Below are 25,720 nucleotides of genomic sequence, written 5' to 3'. Positions count from 1 at the left end.
AGAAAAGGGAACACGACCATGCAGATCATCCGTTCGACCTTCGCAGCCTTGCTTTTGGCCAGCAGCCTTTCCACGGCTGCATATGCTGCCGACCTCACCGTGGGCATTTCCGCCGAGCCTTCGGCAATCGACCCGCAATTCTCGCGCACCGGCAACAACCAGAATGCCGCCCAGCATATTTTCGGGCGCCTGGTCGAGCAGGACGAAAACCTGCAGATCAAGCCGAACCTGGCCGAATCCTGGAAGAATACCGATCCGCTGACCTGGGAAGTGAAACTGCGCCAAGGCGTCAAGTTCCATGACGGCTCGCCGCTGACCGCCGAGGACGTGGTCTATTCGCTTGAGCGCGTGTCGACGATTGAAAAGAGCCCGGCACCGTTCACCGCCAATGTCGGTCCCATCGCCAAGATGGAGATCGTCGATCCGACCACCATCCGCTTCACCACCAAGAAGCCGACGCCACAGTTCATGGAACTGGCGGGCATGGTCTACATCGTTTCCAAGAAGGCCTCCGAAGGCAAAGGCATCGCGGACTTCAACAGCGGTGCGGCGACCATCGGCACCGGCCCCTACAAGTTTGTCGAATGGGTGCCAGGCGACCGCCTCGTGCTTCAGCGCAACGACGACTTCTGGGGCGACAAGCCGGAGTTCGAGAAGGTCACCTTCCGTACGATCTCCAATAATGCCGCCCGCGTGGCAGCGCTTCGTTCCGGCGCGGTCGACCTGATCGACGCCGTACCGCCAGCCGACGTCGCAGCGCTGAAGAGCGTCAAGGGCATCGCCCTGCATTCGACGCCCTCGGCACGCATCGTCTATCTCGCGCTCGATACGGCGCGCGACGAAAGCCCGTTCGTTACCGACAAGGCAGGCGCCAAGCTGACGCCGAGCCCGCTCAAGGATGCACGCGTGCGCCAGGCGATGTCGAAGATGGTCGACCGCCAGCTCCTGATCGATCGCATCCTGTCGGGTGCAGGTGCTGCCGCCGGCCAGCTCGTGCCCGAAGGCATCGGCGGCTACTCGGCCAATCTCAAGCCGGAAGCAATCGATCTCGCCGGCGCCAAGGCTCTGCTTGCCGAGGCTGGTTATCCCGATGGCTTCGGCATCACCGTGCATTCGTCCAACGACCGTTTCGCCGGCGACTCCGATGTCGGCCAGGCGCTCGGCCAGCTGTTTGCGCGTGGCGGTCTCAAGGTCAACGGCGTCGTCACGCAACCCTACAGCGTCTATGTCGCAGCGGCCGGCAAGCAGGAATTCTCGGCCTTCGTCTTCTCCTTCGGCACCACGACCCCGTCTTCGGCACCTGGCATGACCAATGTGCTGATGACGTTCGACAAGGAGGCTGGCACCGGCTCGTTCAACCGGGCGCGCTATTCCAATCCTGCCTACGACGCCAAGATGAAGGAAGCCTTGGCCGAATTCGACGTCGACAAGCGCAATACGCTGCTCGCCGAAGCTGCCGACATCGCTTTCGGCGACGTCGCCATCATGCCGCTGTACTGGCCGGTGGTCACCTGGGCTAGCCGCGACGGCATCGCCTTCACCCCTTCAAAGGGCGAAGACACGCTCGCCACCTATGCCCACACGGCGAAGTAAGGCAGTCATGCAAGCAGCAGCCGAAACGATGGATGTCGCATCCTTGCCCGCAGCCGAGCCGGTGAGCCCCGGCGTCGTGGTCCACCGCGATGTGATGGTGGCGATGCGCGACGGTGTCAGGCTCGCTGCCGACATCTATCGTCCGGCAAATGATGGCGGGGTGTCGCAAGACGCCCTGCCCGTCATCCTGGAGCGGACCGCCTACGGCAAGGGCGAGCGCTCGCGTTCGGAAATCGAACTCGGCATGACAAGGCCGATGACACGGGCCGAGGTCGCCAGCCACTTCGTCGCTCACGGCTATATCGTGATCTATCAGGATTGCCGTGGCCGCTATGGCTCGGAAGGCGAGTTCACCAAATACCTCGCCGAAGGCCCAGACGGCTACGACACGCTTGCCTGGATCGTCGAGCAAAGCTGGTCGAACGGCAAAATCGGCACGATGGGCCTTTCTTACGCAGCGCACACGCAAATGGCGCTGGCCTGCCTCAACCCGCCCGGCCTCGCTGCCATGGTGCTGGATTCCGGTGGCTTCTCCAACGCCTTTACCTGCGGCATTCGCCAGGGCGGCGCGTTTGAATTGAAGCAGGCGACCTGGGCCTACAACAATGCCCGCGAGAGCATTACGGCCAAGCAGGACCCAAACCTGCTGCGCGCGCTGGAAGCTGAGGATGTCAGAAGCTGGTTCAACGCCATGCCCTGGTCCGAGGGGCGTTCGCCGGTGCGCTGGGTGCCCGAATACGAGGACTATCTGCTCGAGCAGTGGCGGCACGGCACCTTTGACGACTACTGGAAACAGCCCGGCATCTATGCCGCCGAAAGCTACGATACATTCCCGAACGTGCCGGTCGCGCTGTTGTCGAGCTGGTACGACGCGTACGTCAAGACCACCTTCGAAAACTATGAAGGCCTGGCGCGCGACCGGGACCGTCCCATGGCGCTGCTCATGGGTCCCAATCTGCACGGCAACCGCAACGCCAGCTTCGCCGGCGATGTCGAGTTCGGCGCCGCAGCGCCCTTGGGCGGCAATGTCACCGAGAGCTGGCTGGAATTCCGCCGACGCTGGTTCGACCGCTGGATGAAGGGCGTCGACAACGGTGTTGAGACAGAGCCCCGCGCCCGCCTGTTCCTGATGGGCGGTGGGTCGGGCCGCAAGACCAGCGAAGGCCGTCTCGATCATGGCGGGCGCTGGATCGCCGCGCCCGATTGGCCCCTGCCAGCCTCAGAGGAAACCGTGCTGAACCTGCACGAAGATGGCAGCCTGTCGGCAGAGGCCCCTGCCCCCGGCACGGCCCCGTTCGTTTATGACTTCGATCCGAAGAACCCGGTGCCGACGATCGGCGGCGCATTAACCAGCGGCCAGCCGGTATTTGAAGGCGGTGGTTTCGACCAGCGCGAGCAAGCTCGGTTCTTCGGCTGCGAGGACACCAATCTGCCGCTTTCGGCACGGCTTGACGTGCTGGCTTTCGAGACCGAGCCATTCGCTGAAGACACCGCCGTCATTGGCCCGGTGACTGTCGAACTGTTTGCCGCTACCGATGGGCTGGACACGGACTTCACCGCTAAGCTGATCGACGTCTATCCCCCAAGCGAGGATTACCCGACCGGCTTTGCCATGATCCTGACGGACGGCATTTTCCGCTGCCGCTACCGCGATGGCTTCGACACGCCAAAACCTTGCGTGCCGGGCGAAGTGATGCGCATCACCATCGAACCCTTCGCCACGGCCAATCTGTTTAAGAAGGGCCACAGGCTTCGCCTCGATATATCCTCGAGCAACTTTCCGAAGTTCGACGTCAATCCCAACACCGGTGCCCCGGAAGGTCGGGGCCGCGCCAAGCGTGTTGCCCGCAACATGGTCTATTGTGACCAGGAACGAGCCTCGCGCGTCAGTTTGAGGACACTTCCAGCAGCTATGCTGCAGGGGCTGGTCGAAGCCTAAGCCGTACGATCCCGCGGCTTTTCGTCACCAAGGTCACGTCACCCTTCGCTCACAAGCGTATCCACCACGACCGCCTTTGACCTAGGCTGCTTTGTCATTGACCCATGCTGTTTCAGGCGGACGCCAGGTCCTTCATTTTCGGAGGAAAGCAAGAGTACCCCGCCTTGCGTCAGCGCATCGACCAGCAAATTCTCGGTCGTGCGATGCAAGGCATGGCGATGGCATTCGAAATCCTTGATCGTGCTGCGCGACACGCCGGCGAGCGCTGCCAGCTGTTCCTGCGTCCAGTTGAGCAGGCCGCGCGCGGCCCTGCATTGCTCAGGAAGTAAATTCATCGAATGAAGCCTTGCCGGATCACTACAGAGTCAACCATAATGGGCGAGATCACGCAATAGTTCCCACCACCCAGATGAGTGCCCACGAAGAATGACAGACGGAACATCATTGATATGGATGATCGTCTTGCCTTTCGTGGGAAGCGCCATTGCTGCCCTGTTGCCTACCAATGCACGTAATGCCGAAGCCTGGCTGGCCGGGGCCACAACGCTCGTAACGCTGTTGCTGGCATCTGCCAGTTATCCGGCTGTCGCTGGCGGCGGTGCCATTCGCAGCACCATCGAGTGGATCCCTACGCTTGGGCTCAACCTGTCCCTACGCATGGACGGCTTCGCCTGGCTGTTTGCCATGATGATCAGCGGCATCGGGTTTCTCGTAGTGCTGTATGCCCGCTACTACATGTCACCCGACGACCCGGTTCCAAGGTTCTTTTCGTTCTTCCTGGCTTTCATGGGCGCGATGCTCGGCGTCGTGCTTTCAGGCAACCTCATCCTGCTGGTGGTGTTCTGGGAGCTGACCAGCGTCTTTTCGTTCCTGCTCATCGGCTATTGGCACCACAACGCCAATGCCCGCGATGGCGCGCGCATGGCCTTGACCATCACCGGCATTGGCGGCCTGGGGCTTCTCGCCGGCGTCCTACTCATTGGCCACATCGTCGGCAGCTACGACCTCGACCGCGTGCTCGCCTCGGGCGATCTCATCCGCTCGCACGATCTCTATGTGCCCGCACTTGTGCTCATCTTGCTGGGCACCTTGACCAAGAGCGCCCAGTTCCCGTTCCACTTCTGGCTGCCGAACGCCATGGCGGCTCCCACGCCTGTGTCGGCCTATCTGCATTCGGCAACGATGGTGAAGGCCGGCGTGTTCCTGATGGCGCGGCTGTGGCCGGTGCTGGCCGGTTCCACCGAATGGTTCTGGATCCTCGGCTTTTGCGGAATGATGTCGCTTGCGCTGGGAGCGTATTTCGCCATTTTCCAGCAGGATATCAAAGGCCTGCTCGCCTATTCGACGATCAGTCACCTGGGCCTGATCACGCTGCTGCTCAGCCTGGGCAGCCCGCTGGGCGCTGTCGCCGCCATCTTCCACATGGTCAACCACGCCACTTTCAAGGCATCGCTGTTCATGGCCGCCGGCATCATCGACCACGAATGCGGCACACGTGACATCCGTCGGCTGAGCGGGCTTTTCCGGTTCATGCCGATCACGGCCACGCTCGCCATGGTGGCAAGTGCCGCCATGGCAGGCGTTCCCCTGCTCAACGGCTTCCTGTCCAAGGAAATGTTCTTCGCCGAGGCGATCGAAACCCATGCGATCTCGGTGCTCGATACCGCCGCACCTTATGTCGCCGTGCTGGCAAGTACGTTCGCCGTCACCTACTCACTCCGCTTCATCCACGGCGTGTTTTTCGGCCCGCCGCCCGCAGACCTGCCCAATGTGCCGCACGAGCCGCCATTCCTGATGCGGTTTCCGATCCTGCTCCTGGTTGTCGCCTGCTTGCTCGTCGGAACCATTCCTGCCCTGACGATCGGACCATTCCTGCACACCGCCGTCACCTCCGTGCTCGGCGAGCGTACGCCCGAATACAGTCTGGCCATCTGGCACGGCTTCAACCTGCCCTTGCTGATGAGCGTCTTCGCGCTTGTTGCCGGTGTCATCCTCTATCTGTGCATCAAGAACTACCTTGCGCATTGCGAGGAAGGCCCTCCTTTCTTCCGCCGTCTCAAAGGCCAGCGCATCTTCGAGCGCGCCATGGTCACCGTCTCGTGGCGTTGGGCGCGCTTTGTCGACTACCGCCTCGGAGCGCGCCGGCTTCAGCCGCAGCTCCGCCTGTTGGTGACAGTGGCTTTCATTGCCGCACTGTGGCCGCTCTACAGCCTCGGCTTCGCGTCCGGCCGATTCACCTTGACGGGTGCTGATCCGGTCTTTGCCGGTGTCTGGGTACTTGGCATCGTTTGCGCCCTCGGTGCGGCCTATCAGGCAAAGTTCCATCGCCTTGCCGCCCTCATGCTCCTGTCGGGTGCCGGGCTTGTCACCTGCATCACCTTCGTGTGGCTTTCTGCGCCCGACCTCGCCATCACCCAGCTGCTGGTCGAAATCGTGACCACCGTGCTCATCCTGCTTGGCCTGCGCTGGCTTCCCCAGCGCGTCGAAGACGGCCACGCCACCGCTGCCGCCGTCGTGGGCGCGCGCCTGCGCCGCTTCCGCGATCTTGCGATTGCGGTTTGCGTCGGCGCCGGCGTGACGTTGATTGCCTATGCGGTGATGACGCGCGCGGCCCCGCCCACGATCGCCGACTACTTCCTGGAAAAAGCCTATAGCGAAGGCGGCGGGCGCAATGTCGTCAACGTCATCCTGGTCGACTTCCGCGGCTTCGACACGTTCGGCGAAATCACTGTGCTCGCAATCGTGGCGCTGACGGTGTTTGCCTTGCTGCGCCGCTTCCGTCCTGCCTCCGACAGCGTCGATTCACCCGAACAGCAGCGCATCCAGACCGCCTTCGACGAGGCCCAGCCCGATCGCGAGACCGGCGAGACGATCATCGACTATCTGATGATCCCGGCCGTGATCATGCAATGGATGTTTCCTGTCATCATCATGTTCGCTGCCTATCTGTTCTTCCGCGGCCACGACCTGCCCGGCGGCGGCTTTGCCGCCGGTATCGCCATGGCCGCGGCCTTCATCCTGCAATACATGGCGGCGGGAACCAAATGGGTCGAGGACCGGCTCCGGGTTCTTCCGGTCAGGTGGATCGGCCTTGGCCTGCTCGTTTCGGCACTGACCGGCGCCGGGTCCTGGCTGTTCGGCTATCCCTTCCTGACCTCGCACGCGCGGTATGTCGACCTGCCGCTGATCGGAGAGATACCGCTGGCCAGCGCCATATTCTTTGATCTCGGCGTCTTCTCGCTGGTGGTCGGCGCCACCGTGCTGATGCTGATCGCGCTTGCCCACCAGTCGATCCGCCGGCATCGCATCGTCCGCACCGTGGCTGCCGCAGACGAGGAGACCGCCTGATGGAACTGATCCTGGCTATCGGAATTGGGGTCTTTGTCGGCTCAGGCGTCTGGCTCTTGCTGAGGCCGCGCACCTATCAGGTCATCATCGGGCTCTCGCTCATCGCCTATGGCGTCAACCTCTTCATCTTTTCGATGGGCAGGCTGCAGATCAACGCAGCCCCCGTGCTGGCATCCGGCGCTATCAATCCCACCGACTATACCGATCCGATCCCGCAGGCGCTGGTCTTGACCGCCATCGTCATCGGCTTCGCCACCACAGCCCTGTTTCTGGTCTTGTTGCTGGTTTCGCGCGGCCTCACCGGCAGTGACCACGTCGACGGTCGGGAGCCCAACTGATGGCGTGGGCGAGCCACCTGGTGATTGCACCGATCCTGTTGCCCCTGGTCACAGGGGCTTTCCTGCTGCTGGTCGACGAGCGCCGCCATTCCTTCAAGGCGCTGGTCAGCCTGTTTTCGACGCTGGCCCTGCTGGTCATCGCAATAACGCTCATGACCGTTGCCGACACCACATCGGACGCGGGCGTAGCAGCATCCAAGGTCTATCTGCTCGGCAACTGGAAGGCGCCCTTCGGCATCGTCTTGGTGCTCGACCGTCTGTCAGCGCTGATGCTGGTGCTGACATCGGTTCTGGCGATAGCGGCACTGACCTTCTCGCTCGCCCGCTGGCACAAGAGTGGACCGCATTTCCACACCCTGTTCCAGTTCCTGCTGATGGGATTGAACGGCGCCTTCCTCACCGGCGACCTGTTCAATCTCTTCGTTTTCTTCGAAGTGTTCCTGGCCGCATCCTACGGCCTGATCCTGCATGGATCGGGATCGCTTAGGGTCAAGGCGGGCCTGCACTACGTCGTCATCAATCTTGCTGGCGCATCGCTGTTCCTCATCGGCGTCAGCCTGATCTACGGGGTCACCGGCACGCTCAACATGGCCGACCTCGCCCTGCGCATTCCCATGGTCAGCGCCGACGACCGTATGCTTCTGGAGGCTGGTGCTGCGATCCTCGGCATCGCTTTTCTGATAAAGGCGGGCATGTGGCCGCTCGGCTTCTGGCTGCCCACCGCCTATAGCGCCGCTTCCGCTCCGGTAGCCGCGATCTTTGCCATGCTGAGCAAGGTCGGCATCTATATCCTGCTGCGCCTTTCGCTGCTGTTGTTCGGCGTGGATGCCGGCGCCTCCGCTGGCTTCGGCGAGCCCTGGCTGCTCTATGGCGGCATGGCCACCATCGCCTTCGGCGCCATCGGCGTCTTGGCCTCGCAGGCCATGGGGCGCCTTGCCGGCTCCTATGTGCTGGTGTCGTCGGGTACGCTGCTGGCGGCCATCGGCATGTCCAATGTCTCGGTCACCTCGGGCGCGCTGTTTTACTTGGTCAGCTCGACGTTGACGATTGCCGCCTTCTTCCTGCTCATCGAACTGGTCGAACGCGCCCAGGACCCGGCAGCCGACGTTCTGGCCGTCACCATGGAAGCCTATGGCGATGACATGGACGAAGAAGAGGTCGAAGAAGAAGTCGGCGTCGCCATTCCCGCCACGCTTGTGATCCTAGGCATCTGCTTCACCGGCTGCGCCCTGCTTTTGGCCGGCCTGCCACCGCTTTCCGGCTTCATTGCAAAATTCGCCATGCTGACAGCGCTGTTCAATCCTGACGGACTTGGCGCGAGCGGCGGAGAGATTTCGGTAACGACATGGGCGTTCGTGGCCCTGCTTATTCTGTCGGGCCTGGCAGCGATGATCGCCATGACACGCGCCGGCATCCGCACTTTCTGGGCGCCGATCGAAGGCACGGTGCCGCGCGTGCTGGTCATGGAATTCGCGCCCGTCGCCTTCCTCCTCGTCCTGTGCCTGGGGCTGAGCGTCCAGGGTGGCAAGGTGATGGCCTATATGGATGCCACCGCACGGTCGCTTCATGATCCAAAGAGCTACATTTCAGATGTCATGTCGGCACCCAGTCTGCCCGGCCCCAAGAGCTCGGAGGCCAAATGACACGCTGGCTGCCTTATCCTGTGCTGACGGTATCGCTGCTGGTCATGTGGCTGCTGCTCAACAAATTCTCCCTTGGCCACCTGGTCCTGGGCAGCGTCATCGCTTTTGGTGCATCGCAAGCCATGGCCGCCCTTCAGCCCGCCAAGCCAAGGATCCGGCGCTGGGACAAGATCCCGCAGCTTCTGTGGGTGGTCTTCATCGACATCTGCCGTTCCAACATCGCGGTCGCCGGCATCATCTTGAAGGGACGGCGCAGTCAACGGACCTCGGGCTTCGTCACCATCCCGCTTGAGTTGCGCGACCGCACCGGCTTGGCCGTGCTCGCCTGCATTGTCACCAGCACCCCTGGTACCGCATGGCTCGAATACCATTCCGCCAATGGCAAGCTGTTGATCCATGTGCTCGACCTGGTCGACGAGCAGGAATGGATCGACACGATCAAGCAGCGCTACGAGCGCCTGTTGATGGAGATTTTCGAATGAGCAGCGTCATTTTCATCCTGGCCGTTACGCTGTCGCAGATGCTGCTTGTCGCCGCCATGGCCTGCGCGGTGTGGCGCCTCGTTCGCGGCCCCCGCGCCCAGGACCGGGTGCTTGGCCTCGACGCGCTTTATGTGGCGGCGATGCTGTTGCTGCTGACATTCGGCATCCGCACTGGCACGACCACCTATTTCGAAGCAGCCCTGGTGATTGCACTTTTGGGCTTTGTTTCCACCGTGGCGCTCGCCAAATTCCTGATGCGCGGCGAGGTGATCGAATGAGCCACGCCGCCGATCTTCCGGCCTGGGCCGCCCTGCTCGTTGCCTTCTTCCTGGTCTTGGGATCAGGGCTGACGCTGCTGGGGGCAATCGGGCTTGTGCGGTTTCAAAGCTTCTATGAGCGCGTGCACGCGCCCACGCTTGGAACGACATGGGGTGCAGGCGCGATCCTGATCGCATCGATCATCTGTTTTTCCGTGCTGCAGTCCCGGCCCGTCCTGCATGAAGTGCTGATCACCATCTTCGTGGTCGTGACCACGCCTGTCACCTTGATGCTTCTGGCCCGCGCAGCGCTTTATCGCGACCGTACCGAAGGCAAACCGGGAGTTCCGCAATTCGACTCAATTGCGGAACCTGAGGACGATGTCACCAAACCATCGGAGTGATGGCCTGGGTTAAGCCGCCACCGCGTCGGCGATCGCCTTGCCGCATGCGACGGTGTCGGCTTTGCCGCCAAGGTCGCGGGTGCGCAGGGTCTCGTTTGCGAGCACTTCCTCAATGGCCCTGACGATGGCGTCGGCCGCCTCGCGGTGACCGAGATGCTCAAGCATCATCGCACCGGTCCATATCTGACCGACCGGATTGGCGATGCCCTTGCCGGCAATGTCAGGCGCCGAGCCGTGCACCGGCTCGAACAATGACGGGAATTCCCGCTCCGGATTGATATTGCCGGAAGGCGCGATGCCGATCGTGCCCGTGCATGCCGGGCCGAGGTCGGAGAGAATGTCGCCGAACAGATTGGACGCGACGACAACGTCGAAGCGGTCCGGGTTGAGCACGAACTGGGCCGCGAGAATATCGATGTGGTACTTGTCCCAGCGCACTTCGGGATAGCTCTTCGCCATCTCCTCCACCCGCTCGTCCCAATAGGGCATGGTGATCGAGATGCCGTTCGACTTGGTCGCCGAGGTCAGGTGCTTGGCGTCGCGCCGCTTGGCCAGTTCGAAGGCGTAGCGCAGGATCCGGTCGACGCCGATGCGGCTCATCACAGTTTCCTGGATGACCACCTCGCGCTCGGTGCCGGGGAACATCCTGCCGCCGATGGACGAGTATTCGCCTTCGGTGTTTTCGCGCACGATGTAGAAGTCGATGTCGCCCGGCTTGCGGCCCGCCAGCGGCGAAGACACGCCGGGCATCAGCCTGACCGGACGCAGATTGACATACTGGTCGAACTCGCGCCGGAACTGCAACAGCGAGCCCCACAGCGAGACATGGTCCGGCACCGTATCCGGCCAGCCGACCGCGCCGAAGAAGATGGCGTCGTGCCCGCCGATCTGGGCTTTCCAGTCGGCCGGCAGCATGGTGCCATGCTTGAGGTAGTAGTCGCATGAGGCAAAGTCGAAGGTGTCAAAGCCGATGTCGATCTTGAACTTCGACGCTGCTGCCTGAAGCACCCGCAGACCCTCGGGCACCACTTCCTTGCCGATGCCGTCACCGGCGATGACCGCGATTTTCAATGTGTTGTCGCTCATTTGATGTCGCCTAATGCAGGATCTGGCTGAGGAACAGCTTGGTGCGCTCGTGGCGCGGATGGTCGAAGAACTCGCCCGGCGTGTTCTCCTCGACGATCTGGCCCTGATCCATGAAGATGACGCGGTTGGCGACCTTGCGGGCAAAGCCCATCTCGTGGGTCACGCACAGCATGGTCATGCCCTCTTCGGCGAGGCCAACCATGGTCTCGAGCACTTCCTTGATCATTTCAGGATCAAGTGCCGAGGTCGGCTCGTCAAACAGCATGATGCGCGGGTTCATGCACAGCGAGCGCGCGATCGCCACGCGCTGCTGCTGGCCGCCCGACAGCTGGCCGGGATATTTGTTGGCCTGCTCAGGGATCTTGACCCGGCGCAGGAAGTGCATCGCCTGCTCCTCGGCCTGCTTCTTGGGCGTCTTGCGCACCCAGATCGGCGCCAGCGTGCAGTTTTCCAGGATGGTCAGATGCGGGAACAGGTTGAAGTGCTGGAACACCATGCCGACTTCGCGGCGGACCTCGTCGATCTTTTTGAGATCGTTGGTCAGCTCCTTGCCATCGACAATGATCTTGCCCTTCTGGTGTTCTTCCAGCCGGTTGATGCAGCGGATCATCGTCGACTTGCCCGAGCCCGACGGGCCGCAGATGACGATGCGCTCGCCGCGCATGACCTTGAGGTTGATGTCTTTCAGCACATTGAACTCGCCATACCATTTGTGCATGCCGACAATGTCGATCGCCACATCCGTGTCCGAGATGTGCATCTTGGCCCGATCGACCTCCAGATCGTCAGCCCTCACCTTATTTTCCGCAGCCATTCAAACCTCCTCGATATTCTCTAGGCTCACTCCGGCGCAGTATCGTTGCGCCGGAGAGAGCAGGCTTTCGCGAACGACAGTCGCCGTCAGTAGGCTGGCTGCCCGGCAGAGATCCAATCGGCGGCATCGTTCAGGGTGCGTTCGAACGCCTGCACCATGTCGTCGATCTGGCTTTCCGTGATGATCAGCGGCGGGCAGAAGGCGAGTGTGTCCAAGATGTTGCGGACGATCAGGCCATGGTGGTGGGCCCTGGCGAACACGTAGGCACCGACCTTGCCCGGCACCTCAAAACGCGCCTTGGTGGCCTTGTTGGCAACCAGTTCGACACCGGCGATGAGACCGACGCCACGCACTTCGCCGACCAGCGGGTGCGAGGCGAGTGCGCCAAGCCGCTTCTGCAGGATGCGGCCCATCTCGGCGGCATTCTGGACCAGCCCGCGTTCCTCGATGATCGCGAGGTTTTCCAACGCAACGGCGGTGGCAACAGGGTGACCGGTGGCGGTGTAGCCATGGCCGAAGGTGCCAATCTTGCCGCTGTTGTCGGCCACAGCCTTGTAGATGGTATCCGAGATCATGACAGCCGCTAGCGGCTGGTAGGACGAGGTGATCTGCTTGGACAGGGCCATCAGGTCCGGCTTGATGCCATAATAGTCCGAGCCGAAAGTCGTGCCCAACCTGCCGAAGCCGGTAATGACCTCGTCGGCCACCACCAGGATGTCGTTGCGGCGGCAGATTTCCTGGACCTTCTGCCAGTAGCCCTCAGGTGCCGGAATGACGCCGCCAGCCGACATCAGCGGTTCACCGATGAAGGCGGCGATGGTGTCGGCTCCTTCTTCTGCGATCACTGCTTCGAGCTCGGCGGCCAGACGCTCGACGAACTGCGCCTCGCTCTCGCCCGGCTGACCGAAGCGATAGAAATGCGGGCAGGTCAGATGACGGACCGGGATCGCGGGCAGGTCGAAATCGCGGTGATTGTTCGGCAGGCCGGTCAGGCTTGCGGCAGCGACAGTGACCCCATGGTAGCCCTGGGTGCGTGCCAGAAACTTCTTCTTGGCCGGACGGCCGAGCGCATTGTTGTAGTACCAGACCAGCTTGACGATGGTGTCGTTGGCTTCTGACCCGGAATTGGTGAAGAAGACGTGCGACAGCCCTTCAGGTGCCATCTCGGCGAGCTTCTCGGCCAGTTCGATCGAGGGCATGTGCGATTTGTGGGCGAAGGTGTGGTAGTAGGGCAGTTTGTTGAGCTGCTTGGTCGCGGCCTCGACCAGACGCTTTTCGCCGAAACCGACAGCGACGCTCCAAAGGCCGGCGAGACCTTCGAGATAGCGATTTCCCTGATCGTCGAAGACATAGACGCCCTCGCCGCGATCGATGACGATCGGGCCGGTTTCGGCGTGGCGAACCGCATTGGTATAGGGGTGCAGCTGGTGGGCAATGTCGCGGGCGGCAGTGGAATTTGGTCTCGACATGAAATTACCTCTGTTGTTTCGGTCGCGGCGGCTCCTTGCCGCAGGACGCACGTCGGGGTCGTCGCCCGGCGTGCTGTCGGGCGATCGGGTGGTAAAGCTCTTGCGGGATCGCCCTGTGGGCGTTCAGCTGGGCGGGGGGCTCATGCGCGGTCGTCTTCGGTATGTGCCAATATTCCAAAGCAGCCGATGATATCCTGCAACAACGCTGCCCTGGCGGTGGCGCCATCATGCGCCGCTATCGCGTGAAGTGCTGCTTCATGTGGCGGGATCGCCTCCTTGAGGCGCCCCGGCTCCGCCTTCGCCATCCTGACCGACGGCCCCATGCGCAACCACAGCGGCTCGATCATGTCGAAGAGGATCGGGGAATTGCTCATCCGGGCAATTTCGAGATGGAAGCGCGCATTGGCGCGGAGAAAATGGCTCGCGTCGTTGTTGTTTGCAGCCTTGGCGAGCGCGTTGAAATGGGCCGTCAGCGGCACCATCGCTTCAGGCGTCGAGTGCTCGGCGGCGCGCTCGGCGGAAAGCCCTTCCAGTGCGACGCGAATATCGCGAATTTCGGCCAGTTCCGACGGCGTCAGATTGGGAACGTAAAAGGTCCGCTCCAGCCGCAGCGCACCGATGCTCTCAAGCTTCTGCAAGGCGTCGCGCACCGGCACCGGGCTTGTTCCCAGCGTTGCGGACAGCTTGCGCAAGACAAGACGATCGCCGGGGCGGAACTCGCCCGTGATCAGCTTTTCCTTGAGCTGTCGGTAAATCTGCTCGTTGAGCGTATCCTGAACGAGCGATTTATAGACTTGCTTGCGTTCATCAAGCATTTGGCGTTCCTGCCGAAGACATAAGCCTATTACCTGCGTTCATTGGAGAATTCCTGCTCAAGCCGGCGCGAATGCAAGGACAGGATATAGCAGAACACGAAGAAGGCGAAACCGACAGCCAGATAAGCTTCACGATAAAAGCCCATCCATGTGCCGTCGGCGATGGCACCGCGTGCCCCGCCCAGCACATCTATGAGGCCGATGATGCTGATCAGCGTCGTGTCCTTGATCGATTCGATGAACGTATTGATGATTGCCGGCAAAGCAATGCGGAACGCCTGCGGCAGGACGATGAGGCGCGACACCAATCCATCGTGCAGGCCAAGGCTTTGGGCTGCTTCGGTCTGTCCCCTTGGGACTGCCTCGAGGCCTGAACGGATGGCCTCGGCCAAATAGGCAGCCTGAAACATGATCAGGGCGATCTGGGCGCGCAGGATGGTGTCGATCATGTTGCCGCCGGGAAGCAGCAGCGGCAGCATGGTCGAGGCAACGAACAGCACGGCAAGCAGCGGCAGTCCGCGCACCACCTCGACATAAGCATCGCAGAAATGCTTCACCGGCGCACTCTTTGAGCGCCGGCCCAGTGCAAGCAGCACAGACAGGGGAAGTGCAAGCACGATGCCGAAGGCCGACAGGCCGACGGTCAGCGGCAGGCCGCCCCAACGACTGGTCGATACAGGTTGCAGACCGAAGATGCCGCCGGCCATCAAGACGAGGCTGGTGACCAGCACGACAATCCAGGCGTAGACCAGCGCTGGTTTCCACAATTGCCTGAAGCCGCTGGCTATGAGCACGGCAAGGACCAGGACAACCGCAAGAGCGGGGCGCCAGTATTCGCCGGCCGGATAGCTGCCAAACAGGATGATGTGGTAGCGCTCGGTCAGCATCGCCCAGCAGGCGCCACCTGCCGCGCGGCATTCGTCTGGTGTCGCCGTACCGAAGGTCGCGTCCAGCACCGCCCAGCGCAAGAAGCCCATGAGCCCATAGCCAAGCAGAAGCACGCCGAGCACGGTGATGACCGCATGTGGCCAGGGCTTGAAGTAAGGGCTCAGGCGCGCCTTCAAAGTCGGGCGGCGTCGGCGCGCGACGGTGGCGATGGCAATTTCACTCATAGCTTCACCAGTTGCGCGCGCTTTTCCAGCCGACGGATCAGGACCGAGGTCACCAGGGAGAGCGACAGGTAGATCATGAGATAGATGGTCACGGTTTCGATGGCGCGACCGGTCTGGTTGAGCGCGGTGTTGCCGACCGAAACCAGGTCCGGATAGCCGATGAGCACGGCCAGCGTCGTGTTCTTGATCAGGTTGAGATACTGGTTGGCGAGCGGCGGCAGCATCAGCCGCAGCGCCTGCGGCGCCAGCACCAGACACAATGTCAGGAAGGCGCCGAGGCCGAGCGATGCGGCGGCTTCGGACTGGCCCTTGGGCAAGGCGGCCAAGCTGCCACGCACGATCTCGGCGATGAAGCCGGATGTGTAGAAAGCAAGGCCAAACAGCATCGCCAGATATTCCGGCGTCACGCTCCAGCCGCCACGGAAATTGAAACCGACAAGCGCGGGCTTATCGAGCGTCACGATGCTGGCGGCCCAAAAGCACAAGCCGACAAATGCCGCCGCACATCCAGCCAGAGCCAGCTTTCCGATGCGTGGGAACAGGCCGGTCTCGCTCTTGGAGCGCAGCGATAGCCGCCAGGCGAAATACGTTGCGATGACAAACAGCACCGCCGCAACCAACAGCAGCAGCCCATCGGCGAAGACCGGCAGCGGCACATAGAGACCACGGCTGGATAGGAACAGCCCATCCAGCGGGTTCCAGGCCTGTCGCGGCCCAGGCAAGGCACGAACGACGGTAGCGCAAACCACAAGCACCAGCAGCAACGGGACGTTGCGGGTGAATTCCACATAGACCTTGGCAAAGCGGGTCAGCAGCGGGTGGCCGATCCGCGCGACCAGGCCGATGATCAGGCCAAATACGGTCGCCAGCACGATACTTGCGAGCGCGAGCCTGATGGTGTTGAGCAATCCGGCGACAAGTGCCCTGAAGTAGGTATCGCCGGAACTGTAGGAAATTATCGACTCACCGATAGGGAACGACGTCGCCTCACGCAGGAAGCCGAAGTCGATGGTAATGCCTTTGGCTGCGAGATTGGCGGAGAAGTTGTATGACAGCCACGCCACGACGGCGGTGGCTGCCACAACAAACGTCACACCATGGAGACGTTCCCTTTTGATCATCTCAACGGCGCCGCAAACATAAGGCCGCCCTTGGTCCACAGGTCGTTGAGACCGCGATCGAGCTTCATCGGCGAACCCTTGCCAAGATTGCGCTCAAAGCTCTCGCCGTAGTTTCCGACCGCTGAAACGATCTGCACAACCCAGTCCTCCGAGAGGCCGAGGTCCTTGCCGTTGCCGGGCTTAACGCCGAGCAGCTGCTGGACTTCCGGATCCTTCGAGGACGTAACAAGGTCCTTCACATTGGCCTGGGTGACTTCCAGGCGCTCGCTCTCGATCAGGGCCGACATCACCCAACGCGCGGTGAGGAAGAGTTCCTGGTCATCGCCGTAGACCGACGGGGCATAAGGCTCAAGCGTCAGGAAATTCGGGAAGATGATATAATCGTCGACATTGCCATGGGCGACGCGGGAGCCGGCGAGGTTGCCATAATTGCCGCCGAAAGCATCACAGCGCCCGCCGAAGAACGCGGCGTCAAGCTGCTCCCAGGTGCCAAGCACGAGCGGGGTGTATTTGAGGCCGCGCGACTTGAAGAAATTCTCGGTGTTCACCTCGAAGGTCGAACCCTGAAGAATGCAGACGGTGGCATCGGCCAGTTTTTCGGGGCTGTCGACGCCCAGCGACTTGGGCACCATGAAGGTGTAGCCGTCGAAATAATTGGGGAAGGTGAAGCGTGCGTTCTGGCCGCCTTCACGGTTGAGCGTGGTCGTCGTGTCGTGGGCGAGTACGTCGATTTCGCCGGAAGCGAGCAGGACGAAACGCTCGGAGTAAGACGTCTGCCGGTAGGTAACCTTGCTGGCGTCGCCAAGAATTGCCGCAGCCATAGCCTTGCAGAAATCGATGTCGATTCCGGCGAGCTCGCCGTTGGCGCCTGGTGCCGAGAAGCCTGGAACGGCCTGGCCGACGCCGCAGGTCAAGTTGCCCTTTTGCTTGATGGCGTCGAGCACCTTGCCCGCTTGCGCTTCCACTGGAGCGAGCAGCACCCCGGCCATGGCAATTGCGGCAAGACCGCCCAAGGCACCGCCTTGCATCCTCCATGTAAACGTCATCTCATTCCCTCTCTTATTGTTTGATGATGGTGATTTCTTGCGGCTGGGCGCCCATCGCCCGGCCAGAAGCCTAGGTGGCCTGACGGGGATTCTGAGTCAGGCAGATATATTTGAGGTTCAAGAACTCCTCGATTCCGTACTTTGAACCCTCGCGCCCGACGCCTGACTCCTTGATGCCGCCGAACGGGGCGACCTCATTTGAGATGAGCCCTTCATTGACGCCGACCATGCCTGTCTCAAGCGCCTCGGCCACGCGCCACATGCGATCGAGATCACGGGTGAACACATAGGCAGCGAGCCCCGCTGAAGTGGCGTTAGCCGCGGCAACGACCGCATCCTCGTCGGTGAAGCGGAACACCGGAGCCACCGGACCGAAGGTCTCTTCCTGCGTGAACAGCATGGAATCGTCGACATTAGTCAGGATCGTTGGCTCGAAGAAAGTGCCGCCGAGCTTGTGCGGCTTGCCGCCGGTGACGAGCTTTCCGCCCTTGGCGAGCGCGTCGGCGATATGGCTTTCGACCTTGACCAGAGCTGCGGGATTGATCAACGGGCCCTGCTCGACGTCGTCGGCAAAGCCATTGCCAACCTTCAGCGCCTCGACCGCCTTTTTGAAGCGCTCGACAAAGGCGTCATGGACGGCGTCCTCGACATAGATACGGTTGGCGCAGATGCAGGTCTGGCCGGTGTTGCGGAACTTTGACGCCATGACGTTGTGAACGGCAACATCGAGATCGGCATCGGCAAAGACGATGAAGGGCGCGTTGCCGCCCAGTTCCATCGACACCTTCTTCACCGTTGCTCCCGCCTGCCCCATCAACAGCTTGCCGACGCGTGTCGAGCCGGTGAAGCTCAGCTTGCGGACGATCGGATTTGCCGTCATCTCGCCGCCGATCGCCTGGGCGTTGCCGGTGACGATGTTGAGGACGCCTGCCGGAACTCCCGCACGCGATGCGAGTTCGGCAAGCGCCAATGCGGAAAACGGCGTGAATTCAGACGGCTTGACCACGACCGTGCAACCTGCGGCCAAGGCCGGCGCGCATTTGCGGGTGATCATCGCGCTGGGAAAATTCCATGGCGTGACCGCGGCAACAACACCGACCGGCTGCTTCAGCACCATGATGCGCGACTGCGCCTTGGGGGCCGGAATGATATCGCCATAGACGCGCTTGGCCTCTTCTGCGAACCACTCGACGAAGGACGCCGCATAGCGGATTTCGCCACGGCTTTCGCCGAGCGGCTTGCCCTGCTCCGCCGTCATGATCCGTGCTAGATCCTCGACGTTTTCGTTGATCAGTTCGAACCAGCGGCGCATGATCACCGAACGTTCGCGTGCGGCAAGTGCCGCCCAGTCCTTGCGGACCCGGTCGGCGCTATTGATCGCTCGCGTGGTCTCTGCCGCACCCATGTCGGGGATGGAGCCCAAAGCCGCGCCGGTGGCCGGATCGGTCACAGTGATCGTGGCCTTGCTGTCGGCGTCGATCCATTGGCCATCGACATAAGCCTGCTGCCGCAACAGCGACGGATCCGCCAGCCGTCCGATCAGGGAGTGGTTTGAACTCTGATGCAAGGTCATGCGCGAATTGGTCCCGATACTGCTAACATATGAAATCTGACGTTTGATATATCAAACTCCAAATGTCACAATGTCAAGCCGAGTTCTCGCTGGGCCAATGGTTGGTTTGAGTCTGGCTGGGAACTTTAGCTCTGCGACCGAGCCGCTACTCGGCAAGCCTGCCGGAGCGTCCGGGATGGCGGCGATCTTTCGACCGCAGGAGCGCGTTCAACACTCCAACGGCAGGGCTCGCATGAACGCGCGCGACCTAAGGGTATTGGAGATGACAGGCGCTGTGGCGACATGCAAGCTGGCGTGTTTTGAACGACAACGAAACGATGCAGGAGCCAGCGAGCCGTCGCTGGCTCTATCTCTATCAGGCGCACGAAGGGGCAGTGCGCGTGTTCACCTTTGGGGTCGTGTGCCAGGAAAGGTCACGACCTTGCACTCCTTTTCCACCATGTGTTCGGCGGTCAAGGTGGCATCAATGAGCAAGTTCAAGGCCGCAAGCAGTTTGCACGTCAAGTCGTCGTCACCGGACAGATATTTGCATGCCTGCTCGAGATGACGCCGCGCTGTGGCGAAGTCCGATCGCATCCGATCCTCCTAACGCCTCCTCAGCCACAGCATGCCCCCCGATGATTGTGAAACCGCCAACAAAACCGCTCGGATTTTAGCGAGATGGTGGGTGGCAAGCCGCCGCCGGGAGTGCGACCGTCCCCCGAGCCTGCTTATCGGCGTAAACGCACTGCTATCACAAAGGCCGTGCAACGAGACCCGCACCGACGGTGGATGCGGGCCTCACAGGAGCGCCCGAGTTAGGGTCGAGCGCGATCTCAGGAAAGTCTAAACGGGCCGATCAGACGTGACCGGCAACGTTCTTTGCGCTGTAAGGCGCTTCCATCTCGGCAACATCGGCGTCTGTCAGCTTGATATCCAGCGCGGCGAGCGCGTCGTCGAACTGATGCAGCTTGGAGATGCCAACGATGGGGGCCGAGATGCCCGGCCTGGAAGCGACCCAGGCATAGGCGACCTGCGCCATCGGCTTGCCATGACGTTCGGCGACCTTGCGAACGGCATCGATCACCGCGTCGTCCTGAACGCGCGACCGATCGTAGAGCGCATTGGCCGTGCCGTCGGTCTTGGCACGCAGGGTTGCCGCTTCGTCTTCCTTGCGGCGGCCGGCCAAAAGGCCGCGCGCCAGCGGGCTCCACGGGATAACGCCGACACCTTCGGAGCGGCAAAGCGGCAGCATCTCGCGCTCTTCTTCGCGGTAGATCAGGTTGTAGTGGGGCTGCATCGAGACGAACTGCGCCCAGCCATGCTGGCGCTGCAGGCCGATAGCCCTCATGAACTGCCAGGCATGCATGGACGACGCCCCGAGATAACGAACCTTGCCGGCCCGCACCACATCGTTGAGCGCGTCGAGCGTTTCCTCGAGCGGGGTTTCGTAGTCGAACCTGTGCAGCTGGTAGAGGTCGATATAGTCGGTACCCAGGCGCTTGAGGCTGCCGTCGACAGCCTCGAACACATGCTTACGCGATAGGCCCCGGTCGTTTGGATCGGAGCTCATCGGATTGTAGAGCTTGGTTGCCAGCACCTGCTTGTGACGCGGAATCAACGGCTTCAGCACCTTGGCCACCACCTCTTCGCTGGCGCCATTCGAATACATGTCCGCCATGTCGAAGAAGTTGATGCCGTGCTCGACGGCCTTGGCGATGATCGGGGCCGAGGCTTCCTCATCGAGCACCCAAGGCGCCCATTTTGACGAGCCGAACGACATGCAGCCCAGAGCGATCCGCGATATCTTGAGACCAGAACGGCCCAGATTGACATATTCCATTAGTACACCTCTTGCGTCTTCGATCTGGCTAATCTTCGCATTTGTTGCCACCGCAAGCCGGAAATGTCCATGAAATTTCGATACAACGCGCTTTTCCCCCAAAATCAAAAAATCGTACACAGCCGCAAATTGCCGTCTTGCGAAAAACGACTCTCGTGTTATCGTTGAGTGTATCAATCGAGTAGCACACGTGTTTGCAATCGACGCGTCCAGTATCGACAAGTCCCTGCCCGTCCCCGTCGGGACGCAGCTGCACGGCTTGCTCAACTACTCGCTGTCGTTTGGCGACATTCCGCACGGCACGAAGCTGCAGTCCGTTCGCCAGCTCGCAGCCGAGCTTGGCATCGCGCCGATGACGGTCGCGCATGTGTATCAGCAGCTGCGCGACGCCGGTCTGATCGAGATGCGCCAGGGCCTTGGCGCCTTTGTCGCCCACAGGACCTACAACATCGTTGCCGATAACGCCCCGGCGGCCGCATTGCGCATCGACATTGAAGTCTTGCTGGGCAAGGCCGAGCGTCTCGGCGTACCGACCACGACGCTTGTTTCAATGATCAATGCGCAGTCGCAGCTGCGTAAGCCCAAGGCAGGTCTCAATGTGGTCTTCGTGGCCATCTTCGAGGGCCCTGGATACGACTATATCGAGCAGATCCGCCCGGTCTTTGCTTCTGGCGACACCATCTCGCTGCTGACGCTTGACGGATTGCGTGCCGACGAGGCGACACGGCAGGCTTGCCTGAGTGCCGACCTCGTCTTGACCTTCCTGAACCGCGAGGCCGAAGTCCGCGAGATCGTGCCCGACGCCAATATTCTGGCGTTGCGCTTTCTTCCCTCCGGACAAACCCGACAGGCATTGGCGGTGCTTGATCCGCGTTCGCGCGTGGCGGCGATCGCCCAGCTTCAGGACTACATCGCGGTCATGCGGCCAAGCGTGCGCGAATACGCACCGCATGTCTCCGAGATCAAGGTCACGTGGTCGGCGGCACCCGACATTCGCGAGATCATCGCCGGCTCAGATGCGGTCGTGTACGCCACCGGCGCCGACCACATCGCCGAAATGGTGCGGCCCGGCACCCCGTGTTTCGAATACCGGCATGCGCCCGATCCGGCGTCGGTCGAAAACCTGCTCGTTCCTTATCTGAGCGAGCTCAGGCAGGCGAAAATTGCCGGAAACGAGCATGGCTCCAGCGAGCCGGCCGTAGGCAAATGAGCTGAACGCACACACTCAAAACAAGAAGGTTGGGGAATGAAAACGTTTTTATCGACTGTAAGCGCCGTCGGCCTGGCACTGGCCGTATTTTCAGCTGGCTCCATGGCAGCGCAAGCCGCTGGAACTCTCGTCGTTGGGACCGACGTCGACGCCGGCACGCTTGACCCGCGCCTCGCCCGCGATTCCACCGCCTACCGGGTCGCAGACCTTGTCTATGCCGGCCTGGTGCACATCACGCCCAAGCTGGAACCGGTGCCCGACCTGGCCGAAAGCTGGGAGACCCCGGACCCGCTGACGTTCATCTTCAAGCTTCGGCCCGGCCTGAAGTTTTCCGATGGTTCTCCGCTGACGGCCGATGACGTGGTCTTCACCTACTCGACCGTGCTCAACCCTGAATTCAGCTCGCCGATCCGCGCCCTGTTCACACCGGTCAAGGCAGTCACCGCCGTCGACGCCCAGACCGTGAAGTTCGAGCTCGCCGCCCCTTACGCGCCGCTTCTCACCTATCTCGATGTCGGTATCATCTCGAAGAAGGCGGCCGAAAGCAGTCAGGACATCTCGACCAAGCCGGTCGGTGCCGGCCCGATGAAGCTTGCTTCCTGGAACCGCGGCAGCGACATTACGCTGGAAGCCAATCCCGACTATTGGCGCGGCGCACCAACCATCGACAAGGTCACCCTCAAGGTGATCGGCGACAATTCGGCTCGCGCCCAGGCCTTTGAAGCCGGCGACCTCGATGTCATCCAGTCGCCGCTTTCGCCGCAGGACATCACGCGCCTTGCCGGCGACGAGCGCTTCGCCAACGTCAAGATGGCCGGGCTCGGGGTCACCTATCTCAACTTCAATGCCAAGGACCCGCTGCTTGCCGACCCCAAGATGCGGCAGGCCCTGTCGATGCTTGTCGACCAGCAGACCATCGTCAACGACATCTATCAGGGCGTCGACCAGGTCGCTTCATCCCTGATCCTGCCCTCGTCCTGGGCCTATTCGGCCGATATCAAGCAGCCGACCTTCGACGTCGAAGGTGCAGTGAAGCTTCTCAACGAGCTCGGCTGGAAGGACACCAATGGCGACGGCATCCTGGACAAGGACGGCAAGCCGCTGACGATCACCCTTGCCACCCATAGCGAGGACCCCAACCGCGTCCAGGCGCTCGAATTCATGCAGGCCGTGTTCCAGCAGGCAGGCGTTGAAGCAAAGGCCCAGATCTCCGACTGGCCTAGCTTTTCCACCAACTACGTGCAGCAGGGCAAGCATCAGATCGCCCTGCTCGGCTGGCTGAACATCGTCGACCCGGATCGCCTGATGTACGCCCAGTTCACCACAGGTGGGCCGACCAATTGGGGCGGCTACTCCAACGCGGAAGTCGACACGCTGCTCAACGAAGGACGCTCGACGCTTGACCAGGCCAAGCGCACCGAAGTCTACCAGAAGGCCGCGACCATCCTGGCCAAGGAGCTGCCCTACTTCGTTGTCTCCGATCAGGGCTACCAGATGTTTTACCAGAAGAACCTGCCTACCGAGGTCCAGGCGACCCCGCGTGGCTATCTGCGCGGCCTGATCGGCCTCAACGACTAAGCCGATGGCGTCGGCCAACATCGCGCAAGTGCGTTGGCCGACCGCTTCTTTGGTGACTGGCAAATTCTGCGAATCCGTGCGGCGCGCAGGCGCTGCACGGGCCAGGAAATGGCTGCCTCGCGCCTCGCGCGAACTGACAGCAATGGTCGTCGCCTGATGGGCGGACAAACCGCCTTCAAATGGCTTCGGACAAAGGGACCGACCACATGATCGCTTACATCATACGCCGGCTGCTGCTGCTGATCCCGCTGGCCATCGGCATGGTGGTGGTGACCTTTGCTCTGCTGCTGATCATTCCTGGCGATCCGGCCTCCGTGCTGCTTGGACAGGAAGCAACCCCGGAAGCCATCGCCACGCTTCGCGCCAATCTGGGGCTGGACGACCCCTGGTACATCAGGCTGTGGGACTATTTCGCAGCCCTCTTGCACGGCGACATGGGACAGTCGATTTTCCAAAACCAGCCGGTCTCGACAATCATCGCCGGGCGCCTGGCCGCAACGATCGAACTGGCGGTGGTCTCACTGGTGCTGGCGACCATCCTGGGCCTGGTGCTCGGTGTCATCTCCGCCATCTGGCAAGGGTCGATCGTCGACACCGCAACGATGCTGCTCGCCCAGCTCGGCGTTTCGATGCCGGTCTATTGGCTCGGCCTGCTGCTGATGCTGCTGTTTGCCGTTAATCTCGGCTGGCTGCCCGCTATCGGTCGTGGCGAGCCTCTGCTTGACGCACTGGGTGCAGCTCTGTCGGGACGACCGGAGGTGCTGCTTAAATCGCTCTCGCATATCGCGCTGCCGGCATTCGCGCTGGCGGTCAATTCCGCCGCCATCATCTCCAGGCTTGTCAGGGCATCGATGCTCGAAATCCTGCGCGAGGACTTCATCCGCACCGCATATGCCAAGGGCCTTCGCCGGCCGCGCGTCATTGTCCGCCATGCGCTGCGCAATGCGCTGCTGCCGGTACTCAGCGTCATCGGCCTGCGCTTCGGTGCGCTTTTGGGCGGCGCGGTGCTGACCGAAACGATTTTCGCCTGGCCGGGACTGGGACAGCTGACGATCGCGGCGATCTCGCAGCGCGACCTGCCGCTCATCCAGGGCATCGTGCTGACCTTCGCGATCATCTTCGCGCTGGTCAATCTGATCGTCGACCTTCTCTACGCGGCGGTCGATCCGCGCATTCGACTGGGATAATCCGATGCAGCTACCCAAAGCCCTACGCAACACATCCCTGGTCGTTGGCGCGGCAATCACCCTGACCATCGTCCTGCTGGCGATCTTTGCGCCGGCCATTGCAACGCATGGCGTGGAACAGATGGACATGCGCAACCGCTTCGCGGGGCCGTCGTTCCAGCATTTGCTCGGGACCGACAATTTCGGGCGCGACCTGTGGTCCCGTCTGATCTGGGGGGCGCGCGTCTCGCTCACCATCGCCATCATCGCCGTCGTCTGCTCGGTCATCATCGGCACGATCGTTGGGCTGGTCGCCGGCTATTTCGGCGGCTGGGTCGATCTGGTGCTGATGCGTATCACCGACATCTTCCTGGGCGTGCCGGCGATCGTTTTGGCCTTGGCCATCGTTGCCATCCTCGGGCCGGGCGTCATGAATGTCGCGCTCGCGCTGATCGTGGTTGCCTGGACCGAATATGCGCGCGTCGTACGCGCCACGACATTGGTGCTGCGCGAACAGAACTATGTGCAGGCAGCGCGCGCGCTCGGTGCGCGGCCCTCCCGCATCCTGTTCAAGGAAATCCTGCCGAACGCGCTTGGCCCGATCAACGTGCTGGCGTCGCTTGGCCTGGGCACCGCCATCATCGCGGAATCCGCCCTGAGCTTCCTCGGCTTCGGCCTGCCGCCCCCCACGCCGACCTGGGGATGGACACTCGCCTACGGCACGAAATTCATTCGCGACGAACCGTGGCTTTCCATCATTTCGGGCGCGACCATCATGATCACCGTGCTCGGGTTCAACCTTCTCGGCGACGGCCTCAGGGACGTCCTCGACCCCCGCCAGCTCTCCCGTGGCGGCGGCAAATCCTGACCCACCTTCTCAAAGCCTACATGCAAGGAAAATAAC

Annotated in this window: 22 protein-coding genes; 12 read left to right on the top strand and 10 right to left on the bottom strand. The window is 61.8% G+C overall.

The genetic code is table 11. From position 1 onward, the window contains the following. The first annotated feature begins 18 nt into the window (after positions 1-18). Complete coding sequence (locus AC1DLV_RS23705; RefSeq protein WP_476802505.1) at positions 19-1,593, top strand: ABC transporter substrate-binding protein; 1,575 nt, start codon at positions 19-21, stop codon at positions 1,591-1,593. A gap of 7 nt (positions 1,594-1,600) precedes the next feature. Further along, entirely contained in the window at positions 1,601-3,532 is a 1,932-nt protein-coding gene (locus tag AC1DLV_RS23700) for a CocE/NonD family hydrolase (protein ID WP_476802504.1), read from the top strand. A 38-nt stretch (positions 3,533-3,570) separates the two neighbouring features. On the opposite strand, the gene AC1DLV_RS23695 is transcribed toward AC1DLV_RS23700, so the two are convergent. Next, positions 3,571-3,867 carry a helix-turn-helix domain-containing protein gene (locus AC1DLV_RS23695; protein ID WP_476802503.1) on the bottom strand — a complete coding sequence of 99 codons (297 nt, stop codon included), beginning with the start codon at positions 3,865-3,867 and terminating at the stop codon, positions 3,571-3,573. Positions 3,868-3,958: 91 nt separating this feature from the next. Here AC1DLV_RS23695 and AC1DLV_RS23690 point away from each other — a divergent pair, with 91 nt between their 5' ends. From AC1DLV_RS23690 to mnhG, 6 genes are read left to right on the top strand one after another with little or no spacing between them, the layout of a single operon-like run. Then, the gene (locus AC1DLV_RS23690) at positions 3,959-6,880 is read left to right on the top strand and encodes a monovalent cation/H+ antiporter subunit A (RefSeq protein ID WP_476802502.1); all 2,922 of its coding nucleotides are present in this window, start codon (positions 3,959-3,961) and stop codon (positions 6,878-6,880) included. Further along, positions 6,880-7,218 (top strand): Na+/H+ antiporter subunit C, encoded by a 339-nt coding sequence (locus AC1DLV_RS23685; RefSeq protein WP_476802501.1) that lies wholly within the window; start codon positions 6,880-6,882, stop codon positions 7,216-7,218. Before AC1DLV_RS23690 ends, AC1DLV_RS23685 begins: the two co-directional genes overlap by 1 nt. Then, on the top strand, positions 7,218-8,861 hold the full coding sequence (locus AC1DLV_RS23680; RefSeq protein ID WP_476802500.1) for a monovalent cation/H+ antiporter subunit D: 1,644 nt from the start codon (positions 7,218-7,220) through the stop codon (positions 8,859-8,861). The genes AC1DLV_RS23685 and AC1DLV_RS23680 overlap by 1 nt, the downstream gene beginning before the upstream one ends. Further along, complete coding sequence (locus AC1DLV_RS23675; RefSeq protein WP_476802499.1) at positions 8,858-9,343, top strand: Na+/H+ antiporter subunit E; 486 nt, start codon at positions 8,858-8,860, stop codon at positions 9,341-9,343. Before AC1DLV_RS23680 ends, AC1DLV_RS23675 begins: the two co-directional genes overlap by 4 nt. Beyond that, positions 9,340-9,621, top strand: coding sequence for a K+/H+ antiporter subunit F (locus AC1DLV_RS23670; RefSeq protein ID WP_476784422.1), 282 nt, complete (start codon positions 9,340-9,342; stop codon positions 9,619-9,621). Before AC1DLV_RS23675 ends, AC1DLV_RS23670 begins: the two co-directional genes overlap by 4 nt. After that, the gene (mnhG, locus tag AC1DLV_RS23665) at positions 9,618-10,004 is read left to right on the top strand and encodes a monovalent cation/H(+) antiporter subunit G (protein WP_476802498.1); all 387 of its coding nucleotides are present in this window, start codon (positions 9,618-9,620) and stop codon (positions 10,002-10,004) included. Before AC1DLV_RS23670 ends, mnhG begins: the two co-directional genes overlap by 4 nt. Before the next feature lie 9 nt (positions 10,005-10,013). Here mnhG and AC1DLV_RS23660 read toward each other — a convergent pair whose 3' ends face one another. From AC1DLV_RS23660 to AC1DLV_RS23620, 9 genes are all read right to left on the bottom strand, one after another. After that, the gene (locus tag AC1DLV_RS23660; RefSeq protein WP_476802497.1) at positions 10,014-11,090 is read right to left on the bottom strand and encodes a tartrate dehydrogenase; all 1,077 of its coding nucleotides are present in this window, start codon (positions 11,088-11,090) and stop codon (positions 10,014-10,016) included. 10 nt (positions 11,091-11,100) lie between these two features. Further along, positions 11,101-11,904, bottom strand: coding sequence for an amino acid ABC transporter ATP-binding protein (locus AC1DLV_RS23655; RefSeq protein WP_476802496.1), 804 nt, complete (start codon positions 11,902-11,904; stop codon positions 11,101-11,103). 86 nt (positions 11,905-11,990) lie between these two features. Continuing rightward, positions 11,991-13,373 (bottom strand): aspartate aminotransferase family protein, encoded by a 1,383-nt coding sequence (locus AC1DLV_RS23650; protein WP_476802495.1) that lies wholly within the window; start codon positions 13,371-13,373, stop codon positions 11,991-11,993. A 140-nt stretch (positions 13,374-13,513) separates the two neighbouring features. After that, positions 13,514-14,188, bottom strand: coding sequence for a GntR family transcriptional regulator (locus AC1DLV_RS23645; protein ID WP_476802494.1), 675 nt, complete (start codon positions 14,186-14,188; stop codon positions 13,514-13,516). 29 nt (positions 14,189-14,217) lie between these two features. After that, a complete protein-coding gene (locus AC1DLV_RS23640) occupies positions 14,218-15,300 on the bottom strand; it encodes an amino acid ABC transporter permease (protein WP_476802493.1) in 1,083 nt (360 codons plus the stop codon). Next, entirely contained in the window at positions 15,297-16,394 is a 1,098-nt protein-coding gene (locus AC1DLV_RS23635) for an amino acid ABC transporter permease (protein WP_476802492.1), read from the bottom strand. The genes AC1DLV_RS23640 and AC1DLV_RS23635 overlap by 4 nt, the downstream gene beginning before the upstream one ends. A 23-nt stretch (positions 16,395-16,417) precedes the next feature. Next, complete coding sequence (locus AC1DLV_RS23630) at positions 16,418-17,467, bottom strand: transporter substrate-binding domain-containing protein (RefSeq protein ID WP_476802491.1); 1,050 nt, start codon at positions 17,465-17,467, stop codon at positions 16,418-16,420. 70 nt (positions 17,468-17,537) lie between these two features. Next, positions 17,538-19,040, bottom strand: a complete 1,503-nt coding sequence (locus tag AC1DLV_RS23625; protein WP_476802490.1) for an NAD-dependent succinate-semialdehyde dehydrogenase — start codon at positions 19,038-19,040, stop codon at positions 17,538-17,540. Between the two features lie 838 nt (positions 19,041-19,878). Further along, complete coding sequence (locus AC1DLV_RS23620) at positions 19,879-20,862, bottom strand: aldo/keto reductase (RefSeq protein ID WP_476802489.1); 984 nt, start codon at positions 20,860-20,862, stop codon at positions 19,879-19,881. Positions 20,863-21,052: 190 nt separating this feature from the next. On the opposite strand from AC1DLV_RS23620, the gene AC1DLV_RS23615 reads away from it, so the two are divergent. The 4 genes from AC1DLV_RS23615 to AC1DLV_RS23600 all read left to right on the top strand — a co-directional run bounded on the left by AC1DLV_RS23615 (position 21,053) and on the right by AC1DLV_RS23600 (position 25,684). Continuing rightward, positions 21,053-22,072, top strand: a complete 1,020-nt coding sequence (locus tag AC1DLV_RS23615) for a GntR family transcriptional regulator (RefSeq protein WP_476802488.1) — start codon at positions 21,053-21,055, stop codon at positions 22,070-22,072. 36 nt (positions 22,073-22,108) lie between these two features. Further along, complete coding sequence (locus tag AC1DLV_RS23610) at positions 22,109-23,650, top strand: ABC transporter substrate-binding protein (RefSeq protein WP_476802487.1); 1,542 nt, start codon at positions 22,109-22,111, stop codon at positions 23,648-23,650. A 206-nt stretch (positions 23,651-23,856) separates the two neighbouring features. After that, complete coding sequence (locus AC1DLV_RS23605; RefSeq protein ID WP_476786181.1) at positions 23,857-24,837, top strand: ABC transporter permease; 981 nt, start codon at positions 23,857-23,859, stop codon at positions 24,835-24,837. 4 nt (positions 24,838-24,841) lie between these two features. Next, the gene (locus AC1DLV_RS23600; RefSeq protein WP_476836261.1) at positions 24,842-25,684 is read left to right on the top strand and encodes an ABC transporter permease; all 843 of its coding nucleotides are present in this window, start codon (positions 24,842-24,844) and stop codon (positions 25,682-25,684) included. Positions 25,685-25,720: the final 36 nt, after the last annotated feature.

Source organism: Aminobacter sp. 01T433 (assembly GCF_056398585.1).
This window is presented reverse-complemented; position numbering and strand designations above follow the sequence as displayed.